Source organism: Nocardia sp. BMG111209 (assembly GCF_000381925.1).
GTDB lineage: Bacteria > Actinomycetota > Actinomycetes > Mycobacteriales > Mycobacteriaceae > Nocardia.
Map to the genome: position 1 here is coordinate 4493613 of NZ_KB907307.1, position 24641 is coordinate 4518253.

Consider the following 24641-nt stretch of genomic DNA (forward strand, 5'->3'; position numbering starts at 1 on the left):
GCGGCGAACTTGATTCGCGCACTTGGGCATACCAGGCAGCAACATACCAGCGCGACCGGTGCGGGGGCACCGGTCGCGCTGTCGCGACGATTTCGCTTGTCGCAGTACGGAGTTACTTCGCGGACGGCGTGGTGGTGCACCCGGTCGGAATGTACACCCCGTCGCTGCTCAGCCGTGCCTGGTCGGACAGCAGCACATCGGCCTCCAGCTGGCGCATCTTCGCCGACGGGGTGCCGTCGCCACCGAAGCGGCGATCGGCCGGCCGCTCGTACAGCGGGGCGCCGCCGCACATGGCCTCGGCGAACCGCTGCCGTCCGCTCAGCTGCCGCTGTTCGGCGCGGCGCAGGTACTCCTCGCGCTGCTCCGGGGCGATGGCCTCGATGAACGCCTGCGGGTGCACGACCGCCAGCAGGCCGGACACGTGCCCGAAGCCGAGCGAGGTGACCAGACCGGCCTTGAGCGCGAACCGATCCCCGAACCGCAGCGGCTGCCGCGGCCACACCAGATGCGGGTACTGCTGCATCTTCTCGTCGACGCAGTCCAGGCTGCGGTTGGGCGGGACGACGCCCTGTTCCAGCACCTGGCACAGGCCGATCAGCTGGAAGGCCGCCGCACCACCCTTGGCATGCCCGGTCAGCGACTTCTGCGAGATCACGAACAGCGGGGCGCCTTCCGACCGGCCCAGCACGCCGGCCAGCCGCTCGTGCAGCTCCGACTCGTTGGGATCGTTGGCCGCCGTGGAGGTGTCGTGCTTGGACACCACCGCGATCTCGTCGGGCGACACACCCAGCTTCCGCAGCGCGGCCGCCAGGCGGGACTCCGCACCACCGCGCCCGGCGCTCAGCGCGCCGAGGCCCGGAGCCGGGATCGAGGTGTGCACGCCGTCGGCGAAGGACTGCGCGTAGGCCACCACACCGAGCACCGGCAGCCCGGCCGCCACCGCCACGTCGCCGCGGGCCAGCAGAATCGTTCCGCCGCCCTGGGATTCGACGAAGCCGCCACGACGGCGGTCGTTGGCCCGGGAGAAGTACCGGTCGCTGATGCCCTTGGCGCTCATCACCGCCGAGTCGGCGGTCGCGGACATGTCACCGAAGCCGACGATGCCCTCGATGCCGAGGTCGTCGTAGCCGCCGGCCACCACCACATCGGCCTTGCCGAGGCGGATCTTGTCCACACCCTCCTCGACCGACACCGCCGCGGTCGCGCAGGCCGCGACCGGGTGGATCATGCCGCCGTAGCTGCCCACATAGGACTGCACCACGTGCGCCAGCGCCACGTTCGGCAGCGCCTCCTGCAGGATGTCGTTCGCCCGCGGCTCACCGAGCAGGTTGTCGATGTACAGCGAGCGCATCGAGGACATACCGCCCATGCCGGTGCCCTGGGTGTTGGCGACCAGCGCCGGATGCACCCAGCTCATCAGCTCGGCCGGGGTGAAGCCCGAGGAGAGGAACGCGTCCACGGTGCAGACGATGTTCCACAGCGCGACCCGGTCGATCGAGCCCGCCATATCGGCGGAGATGCCGTACTTGGTCGGATCCCAGCCGGTGGGGATCTGGCCGCCGACGGTCCGAGACAGCTTCGCCCGGCGCGGCACCCGGATCTCGGTGCCCGCCTTGCGGGTCACCTGCCAGTCGCCCGAATCGGCGACCGGCGCGACCACGGTGTGCTCCGGATCGGCGGCCTCGAAGGACCGCGCCTCCGCCTCGCTGGTGACCACGAAGGACAGGTCCTTGTCGAGGAATACCGAGGTGAGCAGCGGAGCCGCGTTCTCGATCATGGCGCCGTCGTTCACGTAGCGGCGCACGCCGCACCGCTCGACCACGATGTCGTGGTAGCGGTCCACGAGCTCGGACTCGTCGACGTAATCGCCGGAGGCGACGTCGTACCAGCCGGCCTTGGGCTCGTTCTCCCAGACGACCAGGCCGGTGGTCCAGGCCAGTTCGAGCACACCCGCGGCGGTCAGCCGGTCCTCGACCTCGAATTCGAAGCGGGTACGCGCCGAACCCCACGGGCCCAGCTCGCCGGCGCCGACGATCACGACCATATCGGTGAGATCGGCGGTGACCGAACCCCATTGCGGCACCGGCAGAGCCGACGACTGGGTCGGCGGGGCCGGCAGCGCCGGGATGGTCCGGTTCTCCTGCACCACGAGTTCGTCCTCGCCGGACTCGGTCTCGCGCTGCTTGGCCAGTTCGGGCAGATCCAGCTTGACGTTGGCGAGGCCGCCGGTGAGGTCGATGGTCTGCGGTCCGTCGGCGGTGACCCGCCGGGCCCGCTCGCCGGCCCACTTCAGCAGCTCGTCGGCCATCTCGCCGGTCGACCAGGTGTGCACGCCGGCCTTCTCGACCGCGCCGACCAGCGGGTCGTTACCGCCCATCAGATGGGTGCCGCGCACCCAGCCGATCAGCGCGTGTACCAACGTGACCCGCTGCGACCAGGCCCGCTCGACCCGCCACTTGCCGACCACCGCGTCCAGCGCGGCCTTGGCCTCGCCGTAGGCGCCGTCGCCGCCGAACATGCCGCGGTTCGGCGAACCCGGAAGCACCACATGCAGTTTCGCGTCGACATCGTGGTCGGCGCCGATCTTCGACAGGCCGCCGATCAGGCGCTCCACCGACCACAGCAGCACCCGCATCTCCATCTCGGCGCGAGCGCCGGCGTCGGAGAGGTCGCCCGCCACCCGAGGGGCGGCGAACGGGAGCAGCAGCGTCGGCTGCAGCGCGGACTTCACCAGCACCTTCGCGCCACCGGCATTGTCGGACTGCTCGCTGCCGACCCAGTCGATCAGCGTGTCGATGTCCTGATAGGAGGCCATGTTCGCGGGCAGCACCCACAGCGCCGCGCCGTGGCGGGCGTAGTCGCGGTACAGCTGCTTGTAGAAGGCCAGCCGCGCGTCGTCCAGCTTGGAGGTGGTGACCACCACGGTGGCGCCGCCGCCGAGCAGCCGCCCGGTGACCGCCGCCGCGATGGAACCCTTGCTGGCGCCGGTGACCACGGCCACCTCGGACGACCAGACACCGGGCTGCGCGGTCTCGACCGCCGCCGCGGCGATCCGCTCGTAGGTGCCGGCGAGGACCGAACGGGCCTCGCCCATCGCGCGCTCACGCCACCAACTCGCCTGTGCCGCAACGGCTTCACCCGAGCCGAGGAAGCCGTCCACGGCGGCGTCGGAGATCTCCGCGTCGTCGCCGAGCCACAGCCGGGCCAGATCCTCGCGGGCGGTGGCCCAACGATCGTCGATCAGCACGGCCTTCTTGGCGTCGAAGACGGGGGCGACCAGTCGCGGCCAGTCGCTGCCGAGTTCGGCCGAGACCAGATCGACCAGCGAGTCTTCGGTGGCCTCCGGCGCGGAGACCTGATCGGTCAGGCCGAGCTGCTCGAGCACCACCCGGGCCGCGGTGGCGAGCACGCCGTCCCGGCCGGTGATCTGCTCGGTGAACTCGCCCAGCGCCGCGGCGTCCACGGTGGCGCCGCCGCCACCGCCGGCCGCGGGCAGCGCCACGCTGATGCCGCGCCGCGCGGCGACCGCCTGCACGGCGGCGTCGATCGCGGCGTCGACGGCCCCGCCGTCGCCCAGCGCACCGGACACCAGGCCGCCCAGATCGCCGCCGCGGACGCTGGCGCCCTCGCGGGTGCCGAGCGAGACCTCGGCGGTCACGTGGTGGGCCCAGCCGTCGCCGAGCTGCCAGACCTTCTTGACCCGATCGGTGATCGCGGCCGGCCGCTTACCGGACGGACCGAACACCTTGCGCAGGTGGTCGCCGATCGCGTCGGACAGCACCGAGCCGAACGGCTTGTAGGTGCGGGCCAGGCGCTGCACGGTGGCCGCCAGTGCACCCATATCGGCGTCGGCGGCGCCGTCGATGGCACCCAGCGACAGTTCGGAACCGAGGTCGACCAGCAGCTGGTTGCGGCGCGAGGAGACGCCGTCGCACAGGCCCTCGATGGTGTCCACCGGGCCGATCTGATCCGGCCGCAGCTTCGTCCACAGCGCGATCAGCACCCGGGTAGCATCGGCCGCGGTGAACGGGATGTCGTCGGGACGCGGGCCGCCGGAGGCGACCGGGGCCGGGGCGGCGACCGGTGCAGCGGTGGCGGCCGGCGCCGAAGCAGCCTCGGCCACAACCTCTTCCGGCTCGTCGACCGGCGCGGGATCGGTGTCGGTGGAGAACACCACACCGGCCTCGCGCTCGATGTTGAGCACCTCGACGCGGGCGGTCGCGAACTGCGGCAGCTTCAGCGTGTTGGAGGCCAGGTTCGCCACGGTCGGCGTTGCGGCCAAACCGATTTCGACGAACCGCTCGACACCGAGGTCACCGAACAGCAGGTCCTGGGTCTCGATCCAGCGCACCGGGCTGGCGAACTGCCAGGCCAGCAGCTCGATCAGCACCACGCGGCACAGCTCGGTCGGGCGCGCGGTCCAGGAGTCCCAGTCGGCCAGCACATCGCGCAGCGGCTGCGACGGCACGTAATCGGCGATCTCCGAGATGAATTCGCGCTCCAGCGAGAACGGCCGCGGCACCAGGTTCGGAATGTAGCGTCCGGCAAGGATTTCCGGATGCACGTCCTGCGGCAGCAGCTCCTCGAGCTTGGTCCGGAACTCCGGCACGCCCTCGCGCAGCACGGTCGAGTGGAACGGCACGTCGATGCCGGGCACCAGGACGAAGGCCCGCTTACCGCCGAATTCCGCACGGCGACGCTCGATCTCGTCCTCCAGCGCCTCGAGCCCGGCGACCGTGCCGGCGATCGCGTACTGCGAGCCGCGCAGGTTCAGGTTCACGACCTCGAGGAATTCGCCGGCCGCGGCGCCGACACCGGCGACGAAGTCCACGACCTCGGCGTCGGGCAGGCCGACCTGCGACGGGCGGATGGCGGCCATCCGATAGTCGCTGCGGCCCTGGGCATCCCGCGGCACCAGCTCGTGCATCGCGGATCCGCGCTGGAACACCACCTCCAGCACCGCCTCCAGCGGCAGCACTCCGGCGACGGCGGCCAGCGCGTTGTACTCGCCGACCGAGTGGCCGGCCAGCATCGCGCCCTCGACGAAGGCGCCCGCCTCGCGCAGCTCGGCGACCTGGGCGACGCCCAGGGTGGCCATCGCGACCTGGGTGAACTGGGTCAGGTGCAGGACGCCCTGCGGGTGGCGGTACTCGACGCCGCGGGCCCGCAGATAGGTCGGGTTGTCGCGCACCACGGCGAGGATGGAGAAGCCCAGCGCCTCGCGGGTGTGCTTGTCGGCGCGGTCCCAGACCTCCTTGGCGGCCTTGGACCGGGAGCGGGCGTCGAGGCCCATGCCCTTGGTCTGGATGCCCTGGCCCGGGAAGGCGTAGACGGTCTTCGGCGCGGCCAGTCGCCCGGTCGCGGTCATCACCAGATCACCGCCGGTGCGGCAGGACACCTCGACGATCTCGGTGCCGGTGTCGACGGCGACGCGCTCGACGCGGACGTCGATCTGCGCACCCGGCCGGACCATGCCGAGGAAGCGGGTGGTCCAGGCGGTCACGGTGCGCGGCGGCAGCGCGGCCGAGGGATCCACCGCCGAGACCGCGTGCTGCGCGGCGGCCGACAGCCACATGCCGTGCACGATCGGGCTGCCCAGACCGGCCAGCTTGGCGGCGGAATCGCTGGTGTGGATGGGGTTGTGGTCACCGGAGACCGCGGCGAAGGCGGCCATCGCCCGCGGCGCGGACAGCACCACGTCGCGGCGGCGCCGGCGCGGGGTGTCGACGGCGGCCTCGGACACGGTCCCGGCGGCCCGCGCCGGATCGGCCAGCTCGCCCGCGCCGTTGCGACCACGAATGGCGAAGCGCTCCACCAGGTTCGCGACCGGCGTGGCCTCCAGGCCCTGATCGCGCAGCGCGCCGACGCTGACCCGCACCTCGACGACCCGGCCCAGATCGGTGTCGGTGGCCCCGGCCGATTCGGCGCGGACCGCGAGAACCGCGGGCTCGGAAGGCAATTCGGCGAGCAGCTCGATGCGGTGGTCCAGGTGGACCAGGTCCAGCATGCCCTCGATGACGCTGTGGTCACCGTCGGTGCGGGTCGCGCCGAGCACCGCGAACACGGCGGGCCAGCAGGCGCCGACCAGCACGTCCGGCACGGTCCGGCCGATGGTGCTGAGCCCGGCGGGCAGACCCGAACCGGTGACACCGGCGTGGTCGGCGATCAGATCCGGGGTCCAGGCCAGGTTGACGTGCGCGACCGGAGTCCCGTTGACGTCCTTGATCTCCGGCAGTTCGCGGCCGGCCGCGACGGCCAGCAGCGCCGACATCGCGGCGTCGGCGTCGGCCTCGGTGATCACCGGGGCGCCGCCGTTGTACACCGAGGCGGGCACGGTGATCCGGATCCGCACCGCGTCGCGGGCGGCCAGCGGCACGGTCAGCTCGACGTAGGCGTTGTCGGTGTCGGGACCGGTGGTCGGCGCCAGGGTGGCGCCGGTCGGCGGGTGGATCGCGCCCTTCTCGTCGGTGATCCAGCGATCCAGGTCGCCGAGGCGGTGGATCGGGTTGAGGGTGGTGCGCCCGGCCCACTGCACGTCCGGGGCGGCCAGCACGACATCCAGCGCGCCGTGGGTGACCTCGGCGCGGCGACGGCCGTCGACGGCGGTCGGGGTGACCCCGCCGCGGATCAGCGTGTAGGCGGTGCTCTGCTCGAACCGGTCCAGCAGCTCGCCGACCGGCTCGTCGACGCGGGTGATCCCGGCGACCGCGACGGTGCCCGGGATGATGCACACCCCGTCGGCGGCGTAGCGCGGATCGTGCGCCTGCCACAGCGAATCCGACCGCCACCAGCGGCGGACGTCGCCGTCGACGACCGGCACGAAGTTGACCGGCTTGCCCGGGATCTTGCACAGCGAGACGAAGAACGGCACATCGGCCGGGTGCAGCACGGTGTCGGCGACACTCGGGTAGCGCTCGGCCAGCGTGGCGAGCACCTCGACCGGCTCCTCGAAGGAGCCGTCCTCGGTGAACAGGCTGGCGATCTCGCCGTGGTCGGCCGGGTTCAGACGGGATTCGGTGCGCCGCACCATCTCCGCGAACCGGTCCCGCCAGGTGATGTCGAGCCATACCGAGCGGGTGGCGTCGGCGATGGCCTCGCCGATGTCGCTGCCGAAGTCCGCGCTGCGCGGCTGCTGATGCGGCAGGTAGGCGGCCAGTTCCACGTAGCGGTCCAGCCACTGCCGGTAGGTCATGGTGGCGACATCGCCGAAGTACGGCTTGGCCGTGCCGTTCAGCGCCGCGATGATCTCGTCGCGACGGGCGGCGACCGCCTCACCGTCGCCCGCGACCTCGTCCAGCAGCCGGCCGGTCCGCGAGGCGGCGTTGTCGATCTCGTGGATGTCGGCGCCGAGCTGGCTGCGTCCGGAGGCCATACCCGCCGAGGCGGTGCCCGCACCGACCCAGTCCGGGGTGCCGGGCGTGTCGACCAGCAGCTGCTTGACCTCGGGAGCGGTGGTGGCCTCCAGGGTCGCCATCGCCGCGGTGCCGACGAGTACGCCGTCCAGCGGCATCTCCGGATATCCGTGCACGGTGGACCAGGTACCGGTCAGGTAGTCGGTCGCGCGCTCCGGCGTACCGATACCGCCGCCGACGCAGACCACCACGTTGCCGCGGTTGCGCAGCTCGGCGTAGGTCTCGAGCAGCAGGTCGTCCAGGTCTTCCCAGGAGTGGTGCCCGCCGGCCCGGCCGCCCTCGATGTGCATGATCACCGGGTAGTCCGGCACCGCGTCCGCGATGCGCAGCACGGCCCGGATCTGGGCGACGGTGCCCGGCTTGAACGCCACGTGCGCGATGCCGACCTCGGACAGCTCCTCGATCAGCGCGACGGCCTCGTCCAGCTCCGGGATACCGGCGGTGACGATGACGCCGTCCAGCGGCGCACCCGCGGCGCGGGCCTTCTGCACCAGCCGCTTCCCGCCCAGCTGCAACTTCCACAGGTAGGGATCGAGGAACAGCGAGTTGAACTGCACCGCGCGACCCGGGTGCAGCAGCGTCTTCAGCTCGGCGACCCGATCGGCGAAGATCGGCTCGGTCACCTGACCGCCACCGGCGAGCTCGGCCCAGTGGCCCGCATTCGCCGCGGCGGCAACGATTTTCGCGTCGACGGTGGTCGGGGTCATACCCGCCAGCAGGATCGGGGAACGTCCGGTGAGCCGGGTGAACGCGGTCTCGACGACCACCCGTCCGTTCGGCAGCCGGATCGGCTGCGGCGCGAACGACGCCCAGGGCGCGGCCACCTCGGGCGCGGCGCCCGGCGTGAACAGGCTGCGCTGCCCCGGCCGGGTCGCGGCCGCGACCACACCCACGCCCGAGCCCTTCAGCGAGCCGGAGGTGAGCCGGCTCAGCAGATCGCTGGGACCGAGGTCCAGGATCCAGTGCGCCCCCGAGGCGATGGTCTCCTCGACGATGGCGACCCAGTCGACCGGATCCACCAGAATCGCCTTGGCCAGCGCCGCCGCGAGCTCCTCGTCCAGTCCGCACTGCCGGGCCCAGCCGGCGACCAGGTCCACGGTCTCCGCGAGCGCGGGGTGATGGAAGGCGACCTCGACCTCGACGTCCTCGAACACCGGCGCGAAGACCGCGCCACCGCGCTTCTTGGCCTCACGGTCCCGGGTCTGCTCGGCGTTGATCTCGGCGCACCGCTGCCGCACCCGCTCCAGCTGAGCGACCGTGCCGGACAACACGACCCGCCGCCGCCCGTTGCGGATCGACACCACCGCGGCGGCCTGCGGATCGGCACCCGCGGACACCTCGGCGACGACCGCGCGCAACTGCTCGGGATCGACATTGGACACCGCCACCATCGACGACTTGTCCCCGACGGGGATCAGCCCCCGCCGGCGCGCCACCAGCGAGGCGGAGGCGCCGACCAGCTGGGCCAGCGCGAGCATCTCGACATCGCGCTCCCCGTTGGCCTCGGCGGCCGCGGCGGCCAGCAGACCCTGCGAATGCCCGATGATGGCGACCGGCGCGTGCTGCGCCGGATCCAGCCCCTGCAGGCGCAGCGCCCGCAGCGCGGCGACCTGGGTCAGGAAGACACCCGGCATGGAGATAGCGGCCGACCGCAGCACCTGCTCGGAGGGGGCGGCGGACACCTCACCGGCGTCCGTGTCCGCGATCTCGTCCTCCAGCATCCAGGCCACCGGGTCGAACCCCACGGGCCGGACCACCAGCAACTGGTCGGCGACCGGCTCCAGCAGGGCCGCGGCGTCGTTCACCAGTGCGGTCAGCTCGGGTTCCAGCGCGCTGTCGCGCCCGATCTCCTCGAGTTCCCGCAGCCACTGCGCCCCCTGCCCACCGAAGGCGAGAGCATAGGTCTCGCCGGCCAGCAGGCGGTCCAGCAATGACGACTTGATTCCCGAGTTCGAGCTCTGCCCGGCTCCCCGGGCCACCTTCGCGTTCGTTCCGGCGCTCTCGTTGATCGTCAAGACGTTCGACTTCCTTCTCTGGCGGCTCGTCCCTGGTCCGGGCGGCCACGACAACGTGGACTACCCGCGGCCTCGCGGACCCGATACCTGGCCAGGGTGGCACAGAATCATGAGGAAAGCCTCACGTTTGTCCGGAGCGCCTCCGGCTACCGCCGAGTATTTCGGTACGTTCGTCCAAGAACGACCCCAAACATGACCCTCCCTCATGTTTGAACCCGCTGGTCCACCCCGGTTACACCCGCGAAGGAAAGCTGAGGGTCCCTCATATTGCCGGTTATCGAATTGTTATAAATCCAGGTAGACCTACTCGCGAGTATGAAACACTCGTGGCGAGCTTCGCGATCTCGGTCAAGGCCGGTAGAGTTTGGACGGTCGTACCAGCACGCGCGAGTGGCGAAATAGGCAGACGCGCTGGATTTAGGTTCCAGTGTCTTCGGACGTGGGGGTTCAAGTCCCCCCTCGCGCACCAGGTTTCGTCGTTCGTGAGGTTTCCGGACGGGCGTGTTCGAGGGGGCTCGGACACTGCGGGAAGACCCGGATGCAGTGCTTCTACCTGCGAAATTTTCCGGCATTCGTACCGATCCTGGCCTGCTGTTGGTCATCGAGCGGATCGCGGCGAACTCCCTGCCGATCGCAGCCGTCGTGCGCGAGGCATGAGGTCTGATGCTGACCCGGCACATACGCGTGGAACGCGTACTTCGCCGACGACTATTGCGTGGCTACCCGGACGGCCGGGGTGACGACCGAGGCATCGTCGACGGCTGGCTGCGCACCCGTGATGCGGGCCGGATCGACGAATACGGCTACCCGATCCTGGTCGAGACGGACGTCGTGGCTGACGAACTCGCCATGCGGAATTCGTTGGCCGGGTTCGAGATTCCCGTCGAATTCGGCGCTGTAGACCGGCGGCCGCACAGCCCGGCCGGCACGATCGACCGGCCCGTGCTGCGCACCTGCCTGGCCGAACTTAGGCTGCGGCCGTGGGATTTCTGGCTCCGGACCTTCCGGACATCGACGAAACACGCTGGCAGTCGCTAACGCGCAGCGAGCGTATGCGCATCATGTCGGTGCACTGGGCCGAGTACGGGTTCGGCACTCCGTGGGGTGTGCTTCCGTTGTATCTGCTCAAATGCGTTGTCTACGTGGCCGGGGCCGCGGCGGTCATCGGGCTGACGGCCGGGTTCGGCGGGATCGGCCACCTCACCGAGTGGTGGACCCAGCCGGTGGCCTACCAGAAGCTGATCGTCTGGACCCTGTTGTGGGAGCTGGTCGGACTCGGTTGCGGCTCTGGGCCGCTCACCATGCGATTCCTGCCGCCGATCGGCGGCATCCTGTACTTCCTGCGTCCCGGCACCGTGCGGCTGCCACCGTGGCCGCGCCGCGTGCCGTTCACCCGAGGCGATCGCCGTACCGCGGCCGACATGGCCCTGTACGCGGTCGTGCTGGTGTCGGCGATCTGGACGCTCATGGGCCGGGCGACCGCGGCCGGCGTCCTCGACGCGCGGACGGTGATCCCGCTACTGGTTGCGCTGGCGCTGCTCGGGTTGCGCGACAAGACAGTGTTTCTCGCGGCACGCGCCGAGCATTACGGCCTGGCGGTGCTGGTGTTCTTCTTCTCCCCCACCGAGCAGATCATCGGCTGGAAGCTGATCATGCTGGCGCTGTGGTGGGGTGCGGCCACGTCCAAACTCAACCACCATTTCCCGTTCGTGGTCTCGGTGATGATGAGCAACAGTCCGGTGATGCGGCTGCGGTGGCTCAAACGCAAGATGTACCGCGACTTTCCGCGGGACCTGCGGGCCTCCCGGATACCGTTCGGGCTGGCGCACTTCGGCACGGTGGTCGAGTACACGATTCCGGCGTGTCTCGTATTCTTCTGCCACGGCGGTACTTTCACGGTGATCGCGGTCGGCGCGATGATGGTCTTCCACCTGCACATCCTGTCGACGATGCCGGTCGGGGTGCCGCTGGAGTGGAATGTCTTCTTCGTCATCAGCATTCCGTGGTTGTTCGGGCACTACGCCGATGTCGATGTCCTCGATCTGCGGTCGCCGGTGCTCGGGATCGTGCTGCTGCTCGCGCTTCTGGTGGTCCCGGCGGTGGGTAACCTGAAGCCGGAATGGATCTCGTTCCTTCCGTCGATGCGGTACTACGCGGGTAATTGGGCCACCAGCGTCTGGCTGTTCCGCGGTAACGCCGAGGAGCGGATCGAGGCCGCGCTCACGGCGAGTTCCGGCTCGGCGACCACGCAGCTCACGGCGCTGTACGGAGCGCACGAGATGGACATGATCATCGCCAAGGGCATGGCCTGGCGGGCGATGCACCCGCACGGCCGCGCGCTCAACACACTCATCGAGCGCGCCGTCGACAACCTCGACGACTATGCCGTGCGGGACGGGGAAACCGTCGCCGGTCATGCCGTGGGCTGGAATTTCGGCGAGGGCCACCTGCACAACGAGCAACTGCTCGCCGCCCTGCAACGCCGTTGTGCATTCGAACCCGGCGATGTGCGCGTGGTCATCCTCGAGGCGCAATCCATCCACCGGCAGCGCCAGCACTACCGGATCGTCGACGCGGCAACAGGTCTCGTCGAGGAAGGCTTTGTGCGCGTGGCGGACATGATCGCCCGCCAACCCTGGCCCGATCCGGCCGATCCGGTCCCGGTGCAGCCGCTCGAAAGGGTTGCGGCACAGTGACTTCTGTCACCGTGGCACACCACCCGCGCGCTCGACCTGCTCGGCGAGGGCGGCACAGTCGATCGTCCGGGTCGTGTCGACGAACAGGGTGGCAGCGAGACCGAGCGGTGCAGCCTGCTCGGCCCAGTGTCGTCTTGCCCGAGCCCGGTAATCCGTTGATCAGCACGAGGAGCTTGTTCATCAGGTCATCATGGACAACTGTGTTGGGTGTCAAGCACAATCGGCGCGGTCAGAGGCCATAGGTGGCGTCGATGACGTGCAGGAGGGTCGTGACGGCGGCGAACAAGCCGAACACGAAGACCGTCGCTCCGCTCAGCAGCGCCGGCACCGAGCCCGAGCGCATGCCTCGGGATGTGGTGAACCGGCCGACCAGCCAGGTGACCACGCCTGCGGCACACCAGAATCCCCACAGGCAGCAGAGCGGGACGGCGCCATTCGACAGGAGCGTGCCCGTCGAGCAGGGTGATTGGTAATCACAGTGGGTGGGCTCGTCCAAAGCCTCCCACACCGCCCACGAGACGAACCCCGCCACCAATAGGCCCGAGACGCCGGCCCGCCACCATGCTGTGAAGAAGCGCTCGGTAGGTGTCTTGTGCCCGATCCGATCGATCATGCACCGCAAGTCCTTTCGCTCACCGGCTCGCGACGTACGCTGCCCCTCAGGTCAATCGTAGAATCACGGCCCGCAATGTCACGGCGCGGAGACGACCCGCTTCGTCCGGGACGACGCACGCCTATGCGATCGAGTTCGGCAGAGTGTCCTACTGACCCATCGACTGCCGGCCGAGCTGCTCGCCGCTTCGGCCGACTGCGTCGATACCCGGCACAACCGTCTCTGCGCTCTGGCAGGGCAACATCTGAGCTAACGGCAGCCCGCTCGATCGAGCGCCGGCACGATGACAGTAAACTTCGACCTGACCGAGTCCCTTGCCGCATGCGCGAAATGGGGGGACGCCGAGGTCGCGACCCAACTCGATGCGGTGTTCGACGCCGGGATCGCCCGAGTCCTTGCGTGTCCGGACGTCGACATCTCTAGTTCGATCCTGTTCGAATCGTGCCCATCGCCGGAGCCGGAACTTGTCGGCGGTGTCGTGGGATGGGTGCGAAGTACTGAAACGGACCACAGCGAGAACCAGACAGGCAGCGAGGGGGAACACGGTATGACCGGTCAACTCGAAGCGAATCCGGAGACGCTTCATGCCACCGCCGGCGGGTTGGAGGCCACTGCGCAGCAACTCGCCGACACGATCGACATCCACATGCGCGCGGTCGCGGCGTTCATCGGAAGCGAATGGCGAGGTGTGGCAGCGGGTTCCCACGAAGAACCCTGGGCACAGTGGGAGGACAGCGCGCGGCGTGTTGTCGGGTCGTTGCTCACCGACGCGGCCGCCCTGCACAGTACCGCCGAAAGCTACCTCACCGTAGACACGCGATCAGCGGAAACGATTGCCGCAGTAAGCTTCAGCCTCGATCTGCCGGGAGCACTGTGATGTCGGCCGATTACCGGGTGGACCTCGACCGCCTGCAGCAATTGATCGACGACACCGCGAAACTGGAGTCCGCGATCGAGAGCACCGCGGCAGACCTCGACGACCGGATCGACCGGCTGCACGTGCAGTGGACCGGTGCCGGCGCCGCCGCACACCGTGCCGCTCACAATGACCAGATCGCCTCGATCACCGCTATGCAGCAAGCGCTTTCGGCGCTGCGGCAGGAACTCACGGTGGCTCGCAACGCCTATCACCGCGTCGGCACCGTCAACCTGCAGATGTGGCCGTAGATGGCGACACCGACCGTGCCGGTGATCGTGCACCGGGCCGACGAATATCACAGTGCCGGAGAGATTTTCGGGCAGATAGCCACCGACGCGACAATCACCCACTCGTCACTGGCGGCCGTCCTCACCAACTATGCGGGCATGGCCGGCGACGACAGCGTCGGCCGGCAGTGGGCCACCTCCTACGACGAGACCGCCGATCTGGCGATCTCGACCTCCGCCGCACTTGCCATCGCGTGCGGGCAGATCCGCGACCTGATCATCGTCGGCGCCCACAACCACCACGTCACCGAAACCACCGCCGACCACCGCGATCTCCCGGCCCCGGCCGCCCCGGCCCTGACACCGGAACCCTGTCTGCCCCAATCCGTGCCGTCCGCTGCCGGCCACGGCATCCCCGAACCGTTCGGATGGTCGATCATCAGAGACGCCGTCGGCCTCACCTGGCCCGACGGCCACCAGGACCAACTGCACTCCGCCGCGACCGCGTGGCACACCGCCTCGTCCGACTACCGGACCCTCGCCGGTGAAATACCCAGCGCTGTCGCACTACTCGGCAATCAACAGTCCCCCGAGATCGACACCGCGGTCACCACCTGCCGGGACCGGCAGACCGACCTCACCGCCCTCGCCGACGCCTGTCGAGCCCTCGGCGACGGCTGCAACACCTATGCCCAGCACCTCGATGATGCCCATCGGAAGATCCTCGACGAACTGAGTGAGTTTGCCGCCGAAACCGTAGCCGCCGAAACAGTTTTCGCCGTGCTCACCCCCTTCACCGCTTCGGTGTCGGAATGGGTCGGCAACACCGCCATGGCGGCACGAGTCGCCGTCAAGGCCCGCCGCATCGCCACGGTCATCACCGAACTCGCCACCAAAGCCGCCGAGATCGTCACCGACGTCATCAAACCCCTCGCCGAACGACTGAAACCACTGCTGGAGAAGGTTCGACGCTGGGTCGACGCGGTCAAGACCAAATTCAACCCGTTCGCCCGGCGCGCGGCAGTCATGGCGGACGGACGTCTCTTCTCCCGGATGGGATCCAGGACGAACAGGGAGATCCTGGACAGCGGCGACCATCTCCCGATGACCCAGCAGACCATCGAGGAGTACGCGCGCAGAGCCGGAGTGGACCTGCGAGGCGTCCGTGTGGATGTCGCCGGTTCCGCCGACGACGTTCGCTACTTCGACACGATGCAGGCCAGCGCCAGCACCGCTCCGGGGCATATCGCGTTGGCTCCCAGCGCTTTCGCCGATGAAGAGACGTTGATGCGGAATCTGGTCCACGAGCGAGTTCACATCGATCAGTACGCGGACGGACGAGTAGGCTCGAGCGTCACTCGGCAACTGGAGGACGAAGCGTACACAGCCGATGAGGAATTCTGGAACAGATACACTGCGGGAAGTCAGGGAGGCTGAATCCGTGAGCGAATTCTATGTGGAAGATATTTTCCCGGTCAGCTTCCGGCCCACCCCCTTCGTTGTCGGCAGTGCAACCGGGGATTTCACCGTCGGCCAGCACGTCGAGCTGCGAAAGAAGAACGGATCGGTGTTTCGAGGAGTCCTCGAATCCCTCGACTTCCACCAGCCCGAGCCGGGAAAGTTCTCACTGGTCTTCTCCGAGGAAATCTCGTCCCACCTGGAGCCCGGCGATATCGTCCATTCCCTCTCAGCCGGTGATTCCGCAGCGGCAGAGAATGGTACGGCATAAGAGCGGGACGCCGGAAAAAACGACCATCGTGCTCGATTCCGGCCTTCGCCCTCTGATCATGACAGGCACGGGTCATCAGCCGCCGAGTGTGAGCACGGAAGCGGGCTGGTACGCCACAACTATCAGCTCATGCCCGCACGGTCGCCATCACCAAATCCCGATACGGCAACCGCACCACCGGATAACCCTCGATCCCGAGTTCGTGTTCGATCCGTTCCAGATCGACGATCGCCGCATCGCGGTCGCCCGCGGTGATCTCGGTTTCGACGAAAACCCCTGCCCCGGTGACGATATCGACAGCGATTACCACATTGTCACGCTCGGGGTGCCGGTACTGAGTGCGCGCCTTCTCGACCGTCGCGAGTTCGACCATGCCGAGCGCATCCAGCAGCGCCCGCGCCGCATCGGACTGTTCCGGTGTAGCGAGGCGAACGTTGGTCTCCTGCTTCGCGATCACATCGCCGACACGGTGGGTGTCAGCGCCGGACGGCGGCTTGTAGGTGACCTCCGCGAATCCGTTCCGACGCCGGACACGCAGGCACTCAACGGTTTCCATGAAGTCCACGTCGGGCCTGCTGTAGTAGACGTCGGTCTCGTTCAGACAACCGATGTCGCGGTAACCGAGTTCGGCCAGCCGGTCACGCAGGCTGTTGCTGTCGGGCAGTTCGCGTTTGCGTTCGACCTCGATCAGAGTCATATCGGGAATCATCCTCTCCACTGGACAGCGGTCTGCAGGCGGGCGAGATCGGGCTTCGTGCAGATCGTGCGCAGCGTGCCCAACGCCTGTGCGATGGTGTCGGTATCGCGCACGGGAATGTTCTGGAACAGGCACAGCTGCTTGGCATCGACCAGCGGGTTCGACAGCCGTTTGGTCAGAAACCTGTTGTAGTACAGACGATCTCGGGTAAACACGTCATCGGCGCGGACCGGCATCAGGACGGTCCCCTGCTCGGCAGTCGCTTCGATCGACTGCACCGCGACCGTGGTAACCAGATCACCAGTGGTCAAGTAGGCGTAGGTTTCACGGCCCTCCCGCGCCAGCCACGCCTGCCAGATCCGGGCACAGTCCTCGTCGCCGCGTTCGGCCGCAGCCATGAATGCCATCAACGCGACATCGGACACCGCGTCGAACAGATCACCGTCCATAACGTGATGGTCGCCGAACGGCTCGCTGACCGCGAGGAGATTCGCCTGCTGCGCGGTCGGCATCCACTGCGATCCGGTCACCGCATAGTGCACACGTTTGTGCCCGGACCGGAAGTCGATCCAGTCGCCGGCCAGCGGCCCGTCCAGCACCGGCCGGAATCCGGCCGTCCCGGACCGCCAGACATGATCACGGAAGGTGAGGTAATGCAGTTGCACCTCACGGAAGATCCCCACCGGGGCTTCGATCGTCGCGCAGACCCTGGTGTCCAGCTCACTCACCGGCACGATCCGCGAGTCCTGTCGTGCGACCACCTCGTCGTCGTGATGGTGATACGGATGTATCCCCTCGGCGAGATAGTGCGGCAGGAACATACGCAGGAACTGCAACCACGCCCGGGTGCCGTAGGAGTGGACCACTCGCTCGTGCAGGCTCGCAGCGGCGACCGCATACACATCGCGATAGACGAAATACCCGTACTCACGGATGACCGTCGGCAGAGTCCGCAGCATGGCATGCAGGCCTGTATATGCCCCACTGTAGGAATAGATTTCGTGCAACACCGCCGACGCGCTGACCACATCGACCTGCTCCGCGAGCAGATCCGCGATGTCGTGTGCCCAGCCACGGACCAATTCGCAGGAGCCGATCGTATTGAACCGATCCACCGCCATGGCCAGCGATTCCGACATCACTCCCGGTGCTTCCACCAGTGTCAACTGCACCGGCCGGGGTCGCTCGGTCAATTGCGCGGCGAGGAACTCGACCGCCGCGCCACCGCCGGGCCCGATCTCGACGACGTGCGGCCGGTTCGCAGCGACACGCTCCAGGGCACGGTGCACCAAAGATCCTTTCTCGTCATCGTGGTAATTCGTGGCCTGGTCCAGGTACGTCGCAGCCGACTTGTGTTCGCGCGCAAAGCGTTCAGCGATTCCGATCATCGAGCCTCTCCTGATTCCGATCGGCCGCTGATCGGCCCTGCCGGGATCGAACTTCGGTGTGCCATCCCCGGACTCGGTGACGCCGTGGATGGTCGGGCGTCGTGCAAGGTGTCTCACGCAGCCGCCGCCGGAGATCCGAGTGACCCGGATGGGTAGGGCGGCGCGGCACTGTCGAGCTTCGAGGACACCGCTCTCGGGGAGGGCCAGCGAAGGGACAGAAGCGCACCGGCGGTGATCGATCTACGCTCGACCCATGCACATCGGGCAGCGGCTTGCCGCCGAGCGCAAACTCGCCGGGCTGAGCCAACAGCGTTTGGCGGCGCGCGCCTCCTACAGCCTGAGTATGGTCAAAGCGGTCGAACAGGGCCGAGAGGTCGCATCACCCGGATTCATCGCCGCAATGGCGAAAGCGCTGGGGATCGAACCGGACCGACTGCAAGGAACGCCGTTCGTCGATACGTTGAAAGAGGACGGACCGGTCGAGGGACTCTCCGAACTTCGCGCGATTCTTTCCGAAGGCGCATACATATCGGCGGGGCAACCTTCATCACCGGCGACAATGTCCGCTGAACTGTCCAGGGTCGAAAAGGCATTGCGGGAAGACCGGACACGCCACGCCGTGATCATGCTGCCCGGACTGATTCGGCAGCTGCACGGCGCCGCCGAGGTCTCACAAGGTGATCTGGAAAGTACCGAGGCGTACGAGATGCTGTGTGCGGCATACATCGCCGCCGAAGGTGCCTGCTGCCGCCTCGGATACTCGTCACTGGCAGCCTTGGCACTGGATCGCCTCGACTGGGCAGCCGGGCACGTCGAAGATCCCGGGTACGCGGTCCGCAGCCTGATGAAACGCGCTCGATTGCTGATGTCGTACGGCTCAACCGACATCGCGATGTCGCTGGTACATCGAGGCCTGAAGCTGGTACCCGAAGACAACGAGCGACAACGTGTTCTACGCGGATACGGGCATCTCCGCGCCGCCATCGTCGCCGCGCGTGGTTTGCAGCTGAAGGCCGCGCGAGATCATATCGATGAAGCACGCCTGATCGCGCGCCCGATGCACCGGGAAAGCAATCTCTATACGACCGACTTCGGTCCGGGCAATGTCGAAATACATTCTTGCGCTGTCGAGTTGGAAGCCGGTGACCCCGGCAAGGCCGCCGACGACGGAGCACTGCTGACGTTGCCGCCGGACGTTGCGGCTCCGCGAGCAGGTCACCATTGGCAGGACAACGCACGCGCATGGCTGATGGCGGGCAAGCCGGACAAGGCGCTGGTGGCGCTCACCAAGGCGCGTGCCACCGCGCCACAGCAGACGCGCCTGCATCCATCGGTCCGCGAAACCATCCATGGCATCGCCGCAGTTCAGCGCCGCCAGTCGGACAGTCTGCTGGGATTCGCGTCGTGGCTGGGTACGCCGCTGTAACCAACGGCGACCGGCCGGGCTGGCACGATGACATGCATGAACGAGCACGGGATTCCGGTTCTCTACGCCATCGTCACCGGCGCGAGCGTCGCCCGAGACATCGGCAAACTGGTGGACCTCGCCCAGAGCGACGGATGGGATGTGTGCGTCATCTCGTCGCCGGCGGGCCGACGGTTCATCGATGTCGACGAATTGGTCACCAGGACAGGCCATCCGGTGCGCAGCCAGTACAAGGACCCGGGCACACGAGATGTACTGCCGCCGGCCGATGGGATGATCGCCGCACCCCTCACCTCGAACTCGCTGGCGAAGTGGGCCGTCGGGATCTCCGACACGCTGCCGCTGGGCCTACTGATCGAGGGGATCGGACTCGGGATTCCCGTAGTGGCCGTACCGTTCGTGAACCGGGCATTGATGAGCTTCCCGCCAATCGGTGATGCGGTTGGCAAACTCTCACAGTGGGGTGTCACTGTGCTGGCAGAAGACCCACCACACGAGCCGAAGACCGGCGCGGCCGCCGCCGAGCGTTTCCCGTGGGAAAATGCTTGGCACACACTGCACAACCATCCCAAGCTCACGGTCGGAAAACCATCGGATCGCACCGAGAAATATCCGGGATGAGACGAGCAGGTAGCGATCATGGCGCAGGCAGTGACTTCTGTCCGCCAGAAGGGCACCCGGCGGTTACGGATCGTTCGTCACCCGAATTCCGGTCGGTCGCTTTGCCGAGGCGTTCCGCCACTGTTACACAACCCCAAATTCCGACCGGTGTCCCCATAACGCCCGAAGTGCCCGGTTCCGCGGATTCCGTTGCGCCATAACGCAATCACGATCGGGCGGGATGGGTGAGAATCGTGCCGTGTTCGGGTGGGCGCGCACGAGGATCGCGCGATTACGTGAAGTACCGCAAAAGGTTTCGCGGTGGTCGGATCGGATGCGGCTGTCTACCGCAGTGTTGCTGGCCATCGTGATCGGTGCCGGCATCGCCACACTGGCGGAGTGGATTCTGTTCGCGGCGTTCCATCCTCAGCACGGCGGCACCTCGGTCGATGTCACGAAGTTGGCGTTGACCGTGGCCGGTGGGGTCGGGGGTGTGGTCGCGCTGGTGGTTGCCTACCGGCGGCAGCGTGATGTGGAGCAGGGGCGGTTCGTCGAACGGTTCAGCGCCGCGGCCGCGCAACTCGGCAATGCCGATGTGGCGGTGCGGATCGCGGGGGTGTACGCGATGGCCGGTGTCGCCGACGAGTCCGAGGGTCTGCGCCGCCAGCAGTGCATCGACGTGCTCTGCGGGTATCTGCGCCTGCCCTACGATCCTGGGCTCGGCACCAATCATCAGAGCAAGCTCGTCCTCAAAGAACCCGTCACCGACACCGACGGGGAACGCCGCGGCGATCAGGAACGGCAGTTCGACTATCGGCAGAACGACAGTGAGGTCCGTAAGACCATCGTCCGTGTCATCGCGGCCCATCTGCGTCTCGATGCCGCATATTCGTGGTCCGCCAACGATTTCGACTTCCGCACCGCGCATCTCGAGAACCCGGATCTCTCGACGACCGCTTTCTCCGGCATCACCCGATTCGACGGCGCCACTTTCTCCGGACCGACCCGGTTCGACCGCACGGCCTTCTCCGGGACCACCCGGTTCGACGAAGCGACCTTCGCCGACGATGCCCGATTCGACCGCACGGCCTTCTCCCGTGACGCCTGGTTCGACGGCGCAACCTTCTCCCGCGACGCGCGATTCGGTGGCGCTGTCTTCTCCGGTGACGCTCGGTTCGGCGGTGCGACCTTCTCCGGTCCCACCAGGTTCACCGGCGCGATGTTCTCCGGGCACGCCGGGTTCGAGAATGCGACCTTCTTCGGCGATGCCGGGTTCGACGGCGCAATCTTCTCCCACACCACCAGATTCGACGGCGCGACCTTTTCCGGTGACACCAAGTTCGACGGCGCGGCCTTCGCCGGCACCGCTTGGTTCGATGCCGCGACCTTTTTCGACACCGGCTGGTTCGGCGGCGCGACCTTCTCCGGCGACTCGAAATTCGACAGCGCGACCTTTCTCGGCGCCGCCCGATTCGACGAAGCCACCTTTTCCGGCAATGCCTGGTTCGGGGGCGCGGCCTTCTCTCGCGACGCCTGGTTCGGCGGTACGGCCTTCGCCCGCGACGCCTGGTTCGGCGGTGCGATCTTCTCCGGCGATGCTCGATTCGGCAGTGCGGGCTTCTCCGGCGACGCCTGGTTCGGTGGCGCGGCCATCTCCGGCACGGCCTGGTTCGACGGCGCTGCCTTCTGCGGCGACACTCGGTTCGGCGGCGCGACCTTCTACGGCACCACCTGGTTCGGCGATACGGCCTTCTTCGGCGACACGAGATTCAACGGCGCGACCTTCTGCGGCATCGCGCGCTTCGACCGTGCGACCTTCTCCAGCGACACCAAGTTCGACCGCACGACCTTCTCCGGCACCACCCGGTTCGACGGTGCGATGTTCGCGGGTGAGAAACCGGCCGACTTCAGCGCCACCGACTTCGGCCACGGCCGGGTGTCGTTCGCCGATCCGGTGAGATGGGGTCCACCAGCACCGATATTCGCCTGGGACAACGATGTGCGGCGAAAGCCCGCCAACGTACTCCCGGATTCGTGGCCGCCGGTCACATCCGGCAGCGCGGGAAAGATCGGCTGACCGAGCGAACCGTCCGGCCCGCGCTGCTGTCGGCAAGTGGCGGATCTCTACCCGGCGCTCACCGGGGCCGACTCCGTACCGTGCCGCTCACTCAACAACCCGTGCGCAATGACATCCGCTGCGGCAGCGAGCAATTCGCGCAGCTCGGCCTCGTTGCGCCGGAGGCTGTCCGGCCGCCAGTGGAGGCTGATGATCCCGTTCCACGCGGCCAATAGGACAGCGGCGACCTTTTCGGCGTCCACCGAGCGGGCGACGCCTGCTTCGATGCCTTGGCGGATGGCGGCGGCGAGGCGGTCGTTCTGTTGTTTGATCTGGTCGGCCATGCGTTCGGCGAGGTCTCGGCCGGCGGCGTATTGGCCGGGGTCGGTGGGGGCGGCGAGCATACGGAAGTACTCGGGGTACTGGAGATAGAACTGGAGGTATTGCTCGGCTACCGCATAGACCTGTTCGGCGGGGGTGCGGTCGGGGGTGAAGGCCAGGTCCATGAACTGGCGGTCCACCGCGAGGGCTCGTTCCACCACGGCGGCCAGGAGGCCGGCCTTGGAGCCGAAGTGGTTGTAGATGGAGCCGACTGCGACGCCGGCTCGTTCGGCGACCTCGTCGAGGGTCCAGGTGTCCATGGGCCGGCCCTGGAGTGTTTCCTCCGCGGCGCGCAGCAATGCGTCGATCGTGCGCTTCTTCCGAACGTCCACTGAGCACCCTTTTGCATCGCTTGCAAGAACTCGGCTGGATTGTTAGTCTACCTCTCGGGATCTTGTAATGGTTACAATAACCGATCACCTTGCGACACAGTGGGTTTGATCTCGATCGTCGGTCTCGTACCCTGCGGTCCGGTGGCTCGATTTCCCCGTCGCACGGCACCAGGAGCGACCCGAATGAACCGATATCGGACGATCGTCGTCGACGCGGACGGCTCCGAGACTTCCCGCATCGCAGTGCACGCGGCAGCGACTATCGCCGGGGCCGCCGGTGCGCGGCTGATTCTCGTGTGTGCTTATGGGCGGGTGCGTGCGGCCGATGTGGCCGCGGCGGCCGATGTGCTCAAGGGTGAGGCGCATCTGGTTCGGCGGGCGGCGCCGGCCGAGGACACGCTGACCTCGGCGGTGCGAGAAGCGCTCGGCTGGGGGGCAACCGAGGTGGTCGGGCGGGCGGTGCCGGGGTCCCGGGTCGATGCGCTGTTGTCGGCGGTGGCCGAGGATCGGGCCGATCTCGTCGTGGTCAGCGGCGATGGTGCGCGTACGCCGGTGGGGCGGTTGCTGGGAACGTTGTCCGACGAGATCTCGCGGCGGTCTCGGGCCACGGTGTTGTCGGTCAGTCCGATGTCGGCGCGTACAGTGTCGCCTCCTGGCGGTGCAGCTCGACGAAAGGCGTTGGGGGCCGGTCGGGTTCGGTCGTTCATCCGATTGCACGGGCCGGTCGAGGTGTCGTCTCGGGCCGCGCTGTGAACGATCGGGCCGGGGTGCGCGGGCTGGCCGCCGGGCTGGCGGCCGAGGCCGGTGGTTCTCGTGTCGCGGTCGGGGAGGCGCTCGCGCGGATCTCGGGTAGTCAGGACGGTCTGAACGCGTTCCGGGTGGTTCGTGGCGAGCAGGCGCCGGCCGAAGCGGAGGAGGCGGATCGGCGACTGGCGGCGGGGGAACGGCTGCCGTTGCTCGGTGTGCCGATCGCGGTGAAGGACGATATGGATGTCGCGGGGCTGCCCACCTCGTTCGGGTGCGGGGGTGTGTTTCCGCCCAGAACCCTGGATTCCGAGGTGGTTCGGCGGTTGCGGGACGCCGGTGCGGTGATCGTCGGCAAGACCAATACGCCGGAGCTCGGGCAATGGCCGTTCACCAGTGCGCCGGCGTTCGGGTATACCCGCAATCCGTGGAATTCGGCGCGGACGCCGGGTGGGTCGTCGGGGGGTAGTGCGGTCGCGGTGGCGGCAGGGCTGGTGCCGGGAGCGGTCGGCTCGGACGGTGGTGGCTCGATCCGGATTCCGGCGTCGTGGACGAATCTGGTCGGGATCAAACCGCAGCGCGGGCGCGTGCCCACCGATCCTGCGCGGGAGCCGTTCAACGGGTTGACGGTGTACGGGCCACTCGCGCGGACGGTGGCGGATGCGGCGTTGTTGTTCGATGTGATCGCGGATCCGAAGACGGAAACCCTTGGGGCACCGCGGGTTACGTTGTCCGATGCGGTCGGCGCGGATCCCGGGCGGTTGCGGATCGCGCTCGCGCTGCGGCCCGCGTTCACCGGTGCGTCAGTGCCGTTGCACCCGGAGGTCGAGGCCGGTGTGCGGCGGGTGGCCGCGCAGTTGCGGGCGCTGGGCCATGATGTCGAGGTTGCCGAGCCGGGTTTCGGGCCGGCGCTGACGTTGTCGATGATCTCGCGCATCGTTCCGGCCGTGCGGCAACGGCTTCGGGATCTCCCTACGGCGGAGGTGGATCCGCGGACGACGACCAAGGCACGGCTGGGCAGGCTGCTGACCGGTCCGGCGTGCCGGTCGGCTCGCGCGGTGGAACCCTTGTTGCGGCGGCGGGTGGGGCGGTTGTTCGCGGATTTCGATCTGGTGCTCGCGCCGGTGACCGCGATGCCGCCGCCGACGGTCGAGGTCGTGGACGGGTTGGGCTCGTTCGCCACCGACCGGGTCGTGCTGGGCACGATCCAGTACACCTTTCCCTGGAACGTACTCGGCTGGCCCGCAGTGGGTTTCCCGGCCGGCTTCACCGACGACGGGTTGCCCTTCGGAGCCCAACTGCTCGGACCCGCCGACTCGGAACGAAGGCTGGTCGGTGTCGTCGCGCAGCTCGAGCGGCAATTGCGCTGGGACGCACACCTTCCCACTCCGTGGTGGTGAACGGGA

At 68.0% G+C, this 24641-nt stretch carries 17 protein-coding genes and 1 tRNA gene; 13 read left to right on the forward strand and 5 right to left on the reverse strand.

The features are described from left to right. Positions 1-112 precede the first annotated feature (112 nt). Positions 113-9427, reverse strand: coding sequence for a type I polyketide synthase (locus G361_RS0120885; RefSeq protein ID WP_019929056.1), 9315 nt, complete (start codon positions 9425-9427; stop codon positions 113-115). 384 nt (positions 9428-9811) lie between these two features. Between G361_RS0120885 and G361_RS0120890 the strand changes: the two genes are divergently transcribed. From G361_RS0120890 to G361_RS0120905, 4 genes are all read left to right on the forward strand, one after another. Continuing rightward, positions 9812-9896: transfer RNA gene (locus G361_RS0120890), tRNA-Leu, on the forward strand. 32 nt (positions 9897-9928) lie between these two features. After that, positions 9929-10084: a hypothetical protein gene (locus G361_RS49600; RefSeq protein ID WP_155981524.1), complete on the forward strand. Its 156-nt coding sequence runs from the start codon at positions 9929-9931 to the stop codon at positions 10082-10084. A gap of 6 nt (positions 10085-10090) precedes the next feature. Further along, positions 10091-10465 carry a hypothetical protein gene (locus tag G361_RS49605; RefSeq protein ID WP_155981525.1) on the forward strand — a complete coding sequence of 125 codons (375 nt, stop codon included), beginning with the start codon at positions 10091-10093 and terminating at the stop codon, positions 10463-10465. Beyond that, a complete protein-coding gene (locus tag G361_RS0120905) occupies positions 10408-12123 on the forward strand; it encodes a DUF3556 domain-containing protein (RefSeq protein ID WP_026343305.1) in 1716 nt (571 codons plus the stop codon). The genes G361_RS49605 and G361_RS0120905 overlap by 58 nt, the downstream gene beginning before the upstream one ends. A 229-nt stretch (positions 12124-12352) precedes the next feature. On the opposite strand, the gene G361_RS0120910 is transcribed toward G361_RS0120905, so the two are convergent. Then, positions 12353-12736 carry a hypothetical protein gene (locus G361_RS0120910; RefSeq protein ID WP_019929060.1) on the reverse strand — a complete coding sequence of 128 codons (384 nt, stop codon included), beginning with the start codon at positions 12734-12736 and terminating at the stop codon, positions 12353-12355. A 283-nt stretch (positions 12737-13019) separates the two neighbouring features. Between G361_RS0120910 and G361_RS0120920 the strand changes: the two genes are divergently transcribed. From G361_RS0120920 to G361_RS0120935, 4 genes are read left to right on the forward strand one after another with little or no spacing between them, the layout of a single operon-like run. Continuing rightward, the gene (locus G361_RS0120920; protein WP_019929062.1) at positions 13020-13613 is read left to right on the forward strand and encodes a WXG100 family type VII secretion target; all 594 of its coding nucleotides are present in this window, start codon (positions 13020-13022) and stop codon (positions 13611-13613) included. Next, complete coding sequence (locus tag G361_RS44315) at positions 13613-13903, forward strand: WXG100 family type VII secretion target (protein WP_019929063.1); 291 nt, start codon at positions 13613-13615, stop codon at positions 13901-13903. The genes G361_RS0120920 and G361_RS44315 overlap by 1 nt, the downstream gene beginning before the upstream one ends. Next, positions 13904-15319, forward strand: a complete 1416-nt coding sequence (locus tag G361_RS0120930; RefSeq protein WP_019929064.1) for a DUF4157 domain-containing protein — start codon at positions 13904-13906, stop codon at positions 15317-15319. Between the two features lie 4 nt (positions 15320-15323). Beyond that, the gene (locus G361_RS0120935; protein ID WP_019929065.1) at positions 15324-15611 is read left to right on the forward strand and encodes a hypothetical protein; all 288 of its coding nucleotides are present in this window, start codon (positions 15324-15326) and stop codon (positions 15609-15611) included. Between the two features lie 127 nt (positions 15612-15738). Here G361_RS0120935 and cyaB read toward each other — a convergent pair whose 3' ends face one another. Further along, positions 15739-16308 carry a class IV adenylate cyclase gene (cyaB, locus tag G361_RS0120940; RefSeq protein ID WP_155981526.1) on the reverse strand — a complete coding sequence of 190 codons (570 nt, stop codon included), beginning with the start codon at positions 16306-16308 and terminating at the stop codon, positions 15739-15741. Between the two features lie 8 nt (positions 16309-16316). Further along, positions 16317-17597, reverse strand: coding sequence for a hypothetical protein (locus tag G361_RS0120945; protein WP_196814519.1), 1281 nt, complete (start codon positions 17595-17597; stop codon positions 16317-16319). A 352-nt stretch (positions 17598-17949) separates the two neighbouring features. Here G361_RS0120945 and G361_RS0120950 point away from each other — a divergent pair, with 352 nt between their 5' ends. The 3 genes from G361_RS0120950 (at position 17950) to G361_RS47105 (ending at position 21799) form a co-directional block, all read left to right on the forward strand. Beyond that, on the forward strand, positions 17950-19122 hold the full coding sequence (locus G361_RS0120950) for a helix-turn-helix domain-containing protein (RefSeq protein WP_019929068.1): 1173 nt from the start codon (positions 17950-17952) through the stop codon (positions 19120-19122). A gap of 36 nt (positions 19123-19158) precedes the next feature. Then, the gene (locus G361_RS0120955; protein WP_019929069.1) at positions 19159-19743 is read left to right on the forward strand and encodes a flavoprotein; all 585 of its coding nucleotides are present in this window, start codon (positions 19159-19161) and stop codon (positions 19741-19743) included. A 313-nt stretch (positions 19744-20056) separates the two neighbouring features. Next, positions 20057-21799 carry a pentapeptide repeat-containing protein gene (locus G361_RS47105; RefSeq protein WP_196814520.1) on the forward strand — a complete coding sequence of 581 codons (1743 nt, stop codon included), beginning with the start codon at positions 20057-20059 and terminating at the stop codon, positions 21797-21799. 47 nt (positions 21800-21846) lie between these two features. Here G361_RS47105 and G361_RS0120965 read toward each other — a convergent pair whose 3' ends face one another. Continuing rightward, the gene (locus G361_RS0120965) at positions 21847-22491 is read right to left on the reverse strand and encodes a TetR/AcrR family transcriptional regulator (protein WP_019929071.1); all 645 of its coding nucleotides are present in this window, start codon (positions 22489-22491) and stop codon (positions 21847-21849) included. Positions 22492-22674: 183 nt separating this feature from the next. On the opposite strand from G361_RS0120965, the gene G361_RS44325 reads away from it, so the two are divergent. Further along, positions 22675-23244 (forward strand): universal stress protein, encoded by a 570-nt coding sequence (locus tag G361_RS44325; protein WP_019929072.1) that lies wholly within the window; start codon positions 22675-22677, stop codon positions 23242-23244. Continuing rightward, the gene (locus G361_RS0120975) at positions 23241-24635 is read left to right on the forward strand and encodes an amidase (RefSeq protein WP_019929073.1); all 1395 of its coding nucleotides are present in this window, start codon (positions 23241-23243) and stop codon (positions 24633-24635) included. Before G361_RS44325 ends, G361_RS0120975 begins: the two co-directional genes overlap by 4 nt. Positions 24636-24641 lie beyond the last annotated feature (6 nt).

Excerpts from the sequence above, each read along its gene's own strand:
- G361_RS49605 (WP_155981525.1), top strand. The coding sequence starts at position 10,091 with ATGCTGACCCGGCACATACGCGTGGAACGCGTACTTCGCCGACGACTA.
- G361_RS0120910 (WP_019929060.1), bottom strand. The coding sequence starts at position 12,736 with ATGATCGATCGGATCGGGCACAAGACACCTACCGAGCGCTTCTTCACA.
- G361_RS0120920 (WP_019929062.1), top strand. The coding sequence starts at position 13,020 with ATGACAGTAAACTTCGACCTGACCGAGTCCCTTGCCGCATGCGCGAAA.
- G361_RS44315 (WP_019929063.1), top strand. The coding sequence starts at position 13,613 with ATGTCGGCCGATTACCGGGTGGACCTCGACCGCCTGCAGCAATTGATC.
- G361_RS0120930 (WP_019929064.1), top strand. The coding sequence starts at position 13,904 with ATGGCGACACCGACCGTGCCGGTGATCGTGCACCGGGCCGACGAATAT.
- cyaB (WP_155981526.1), bottom strand. The coding sequence starts at position 16,308 with ATGACTCTGATCGAGGTCGAACGCAAACGCGAACTGCCCGACAGCAAC.
- G361_RS0120950 (WP_019929068.1), top strand. The coding sequence starts at position 17,950 with ATGCACATCGGGCAGCGGCTTGCCGCCGAGCGCAAACTCGCCGGGCTG.
- G361_RS0120955 (WP_019929069.1), top strand. The coding sequence starts at position 19,159 with ATGAACGAGCACGGGATTCCGGTTCTCTACGCCATCGTCACCGGCGCG.
- G361_RS47105 (WP_196814520.1), top strand. The coding sequence starts at position 20,057 with ATGCGGCTGTCTACCGCAGTGTTGCTGGCCATCGTGATCGGTGCCGGC.
- G361_RS44325 (WP_019929072.1), top strand. The coding sequence starts at position 22,675 with ATGAACCGATATCGGACGATCGTCGTCGACGCGGACGGCTCCGAGACT.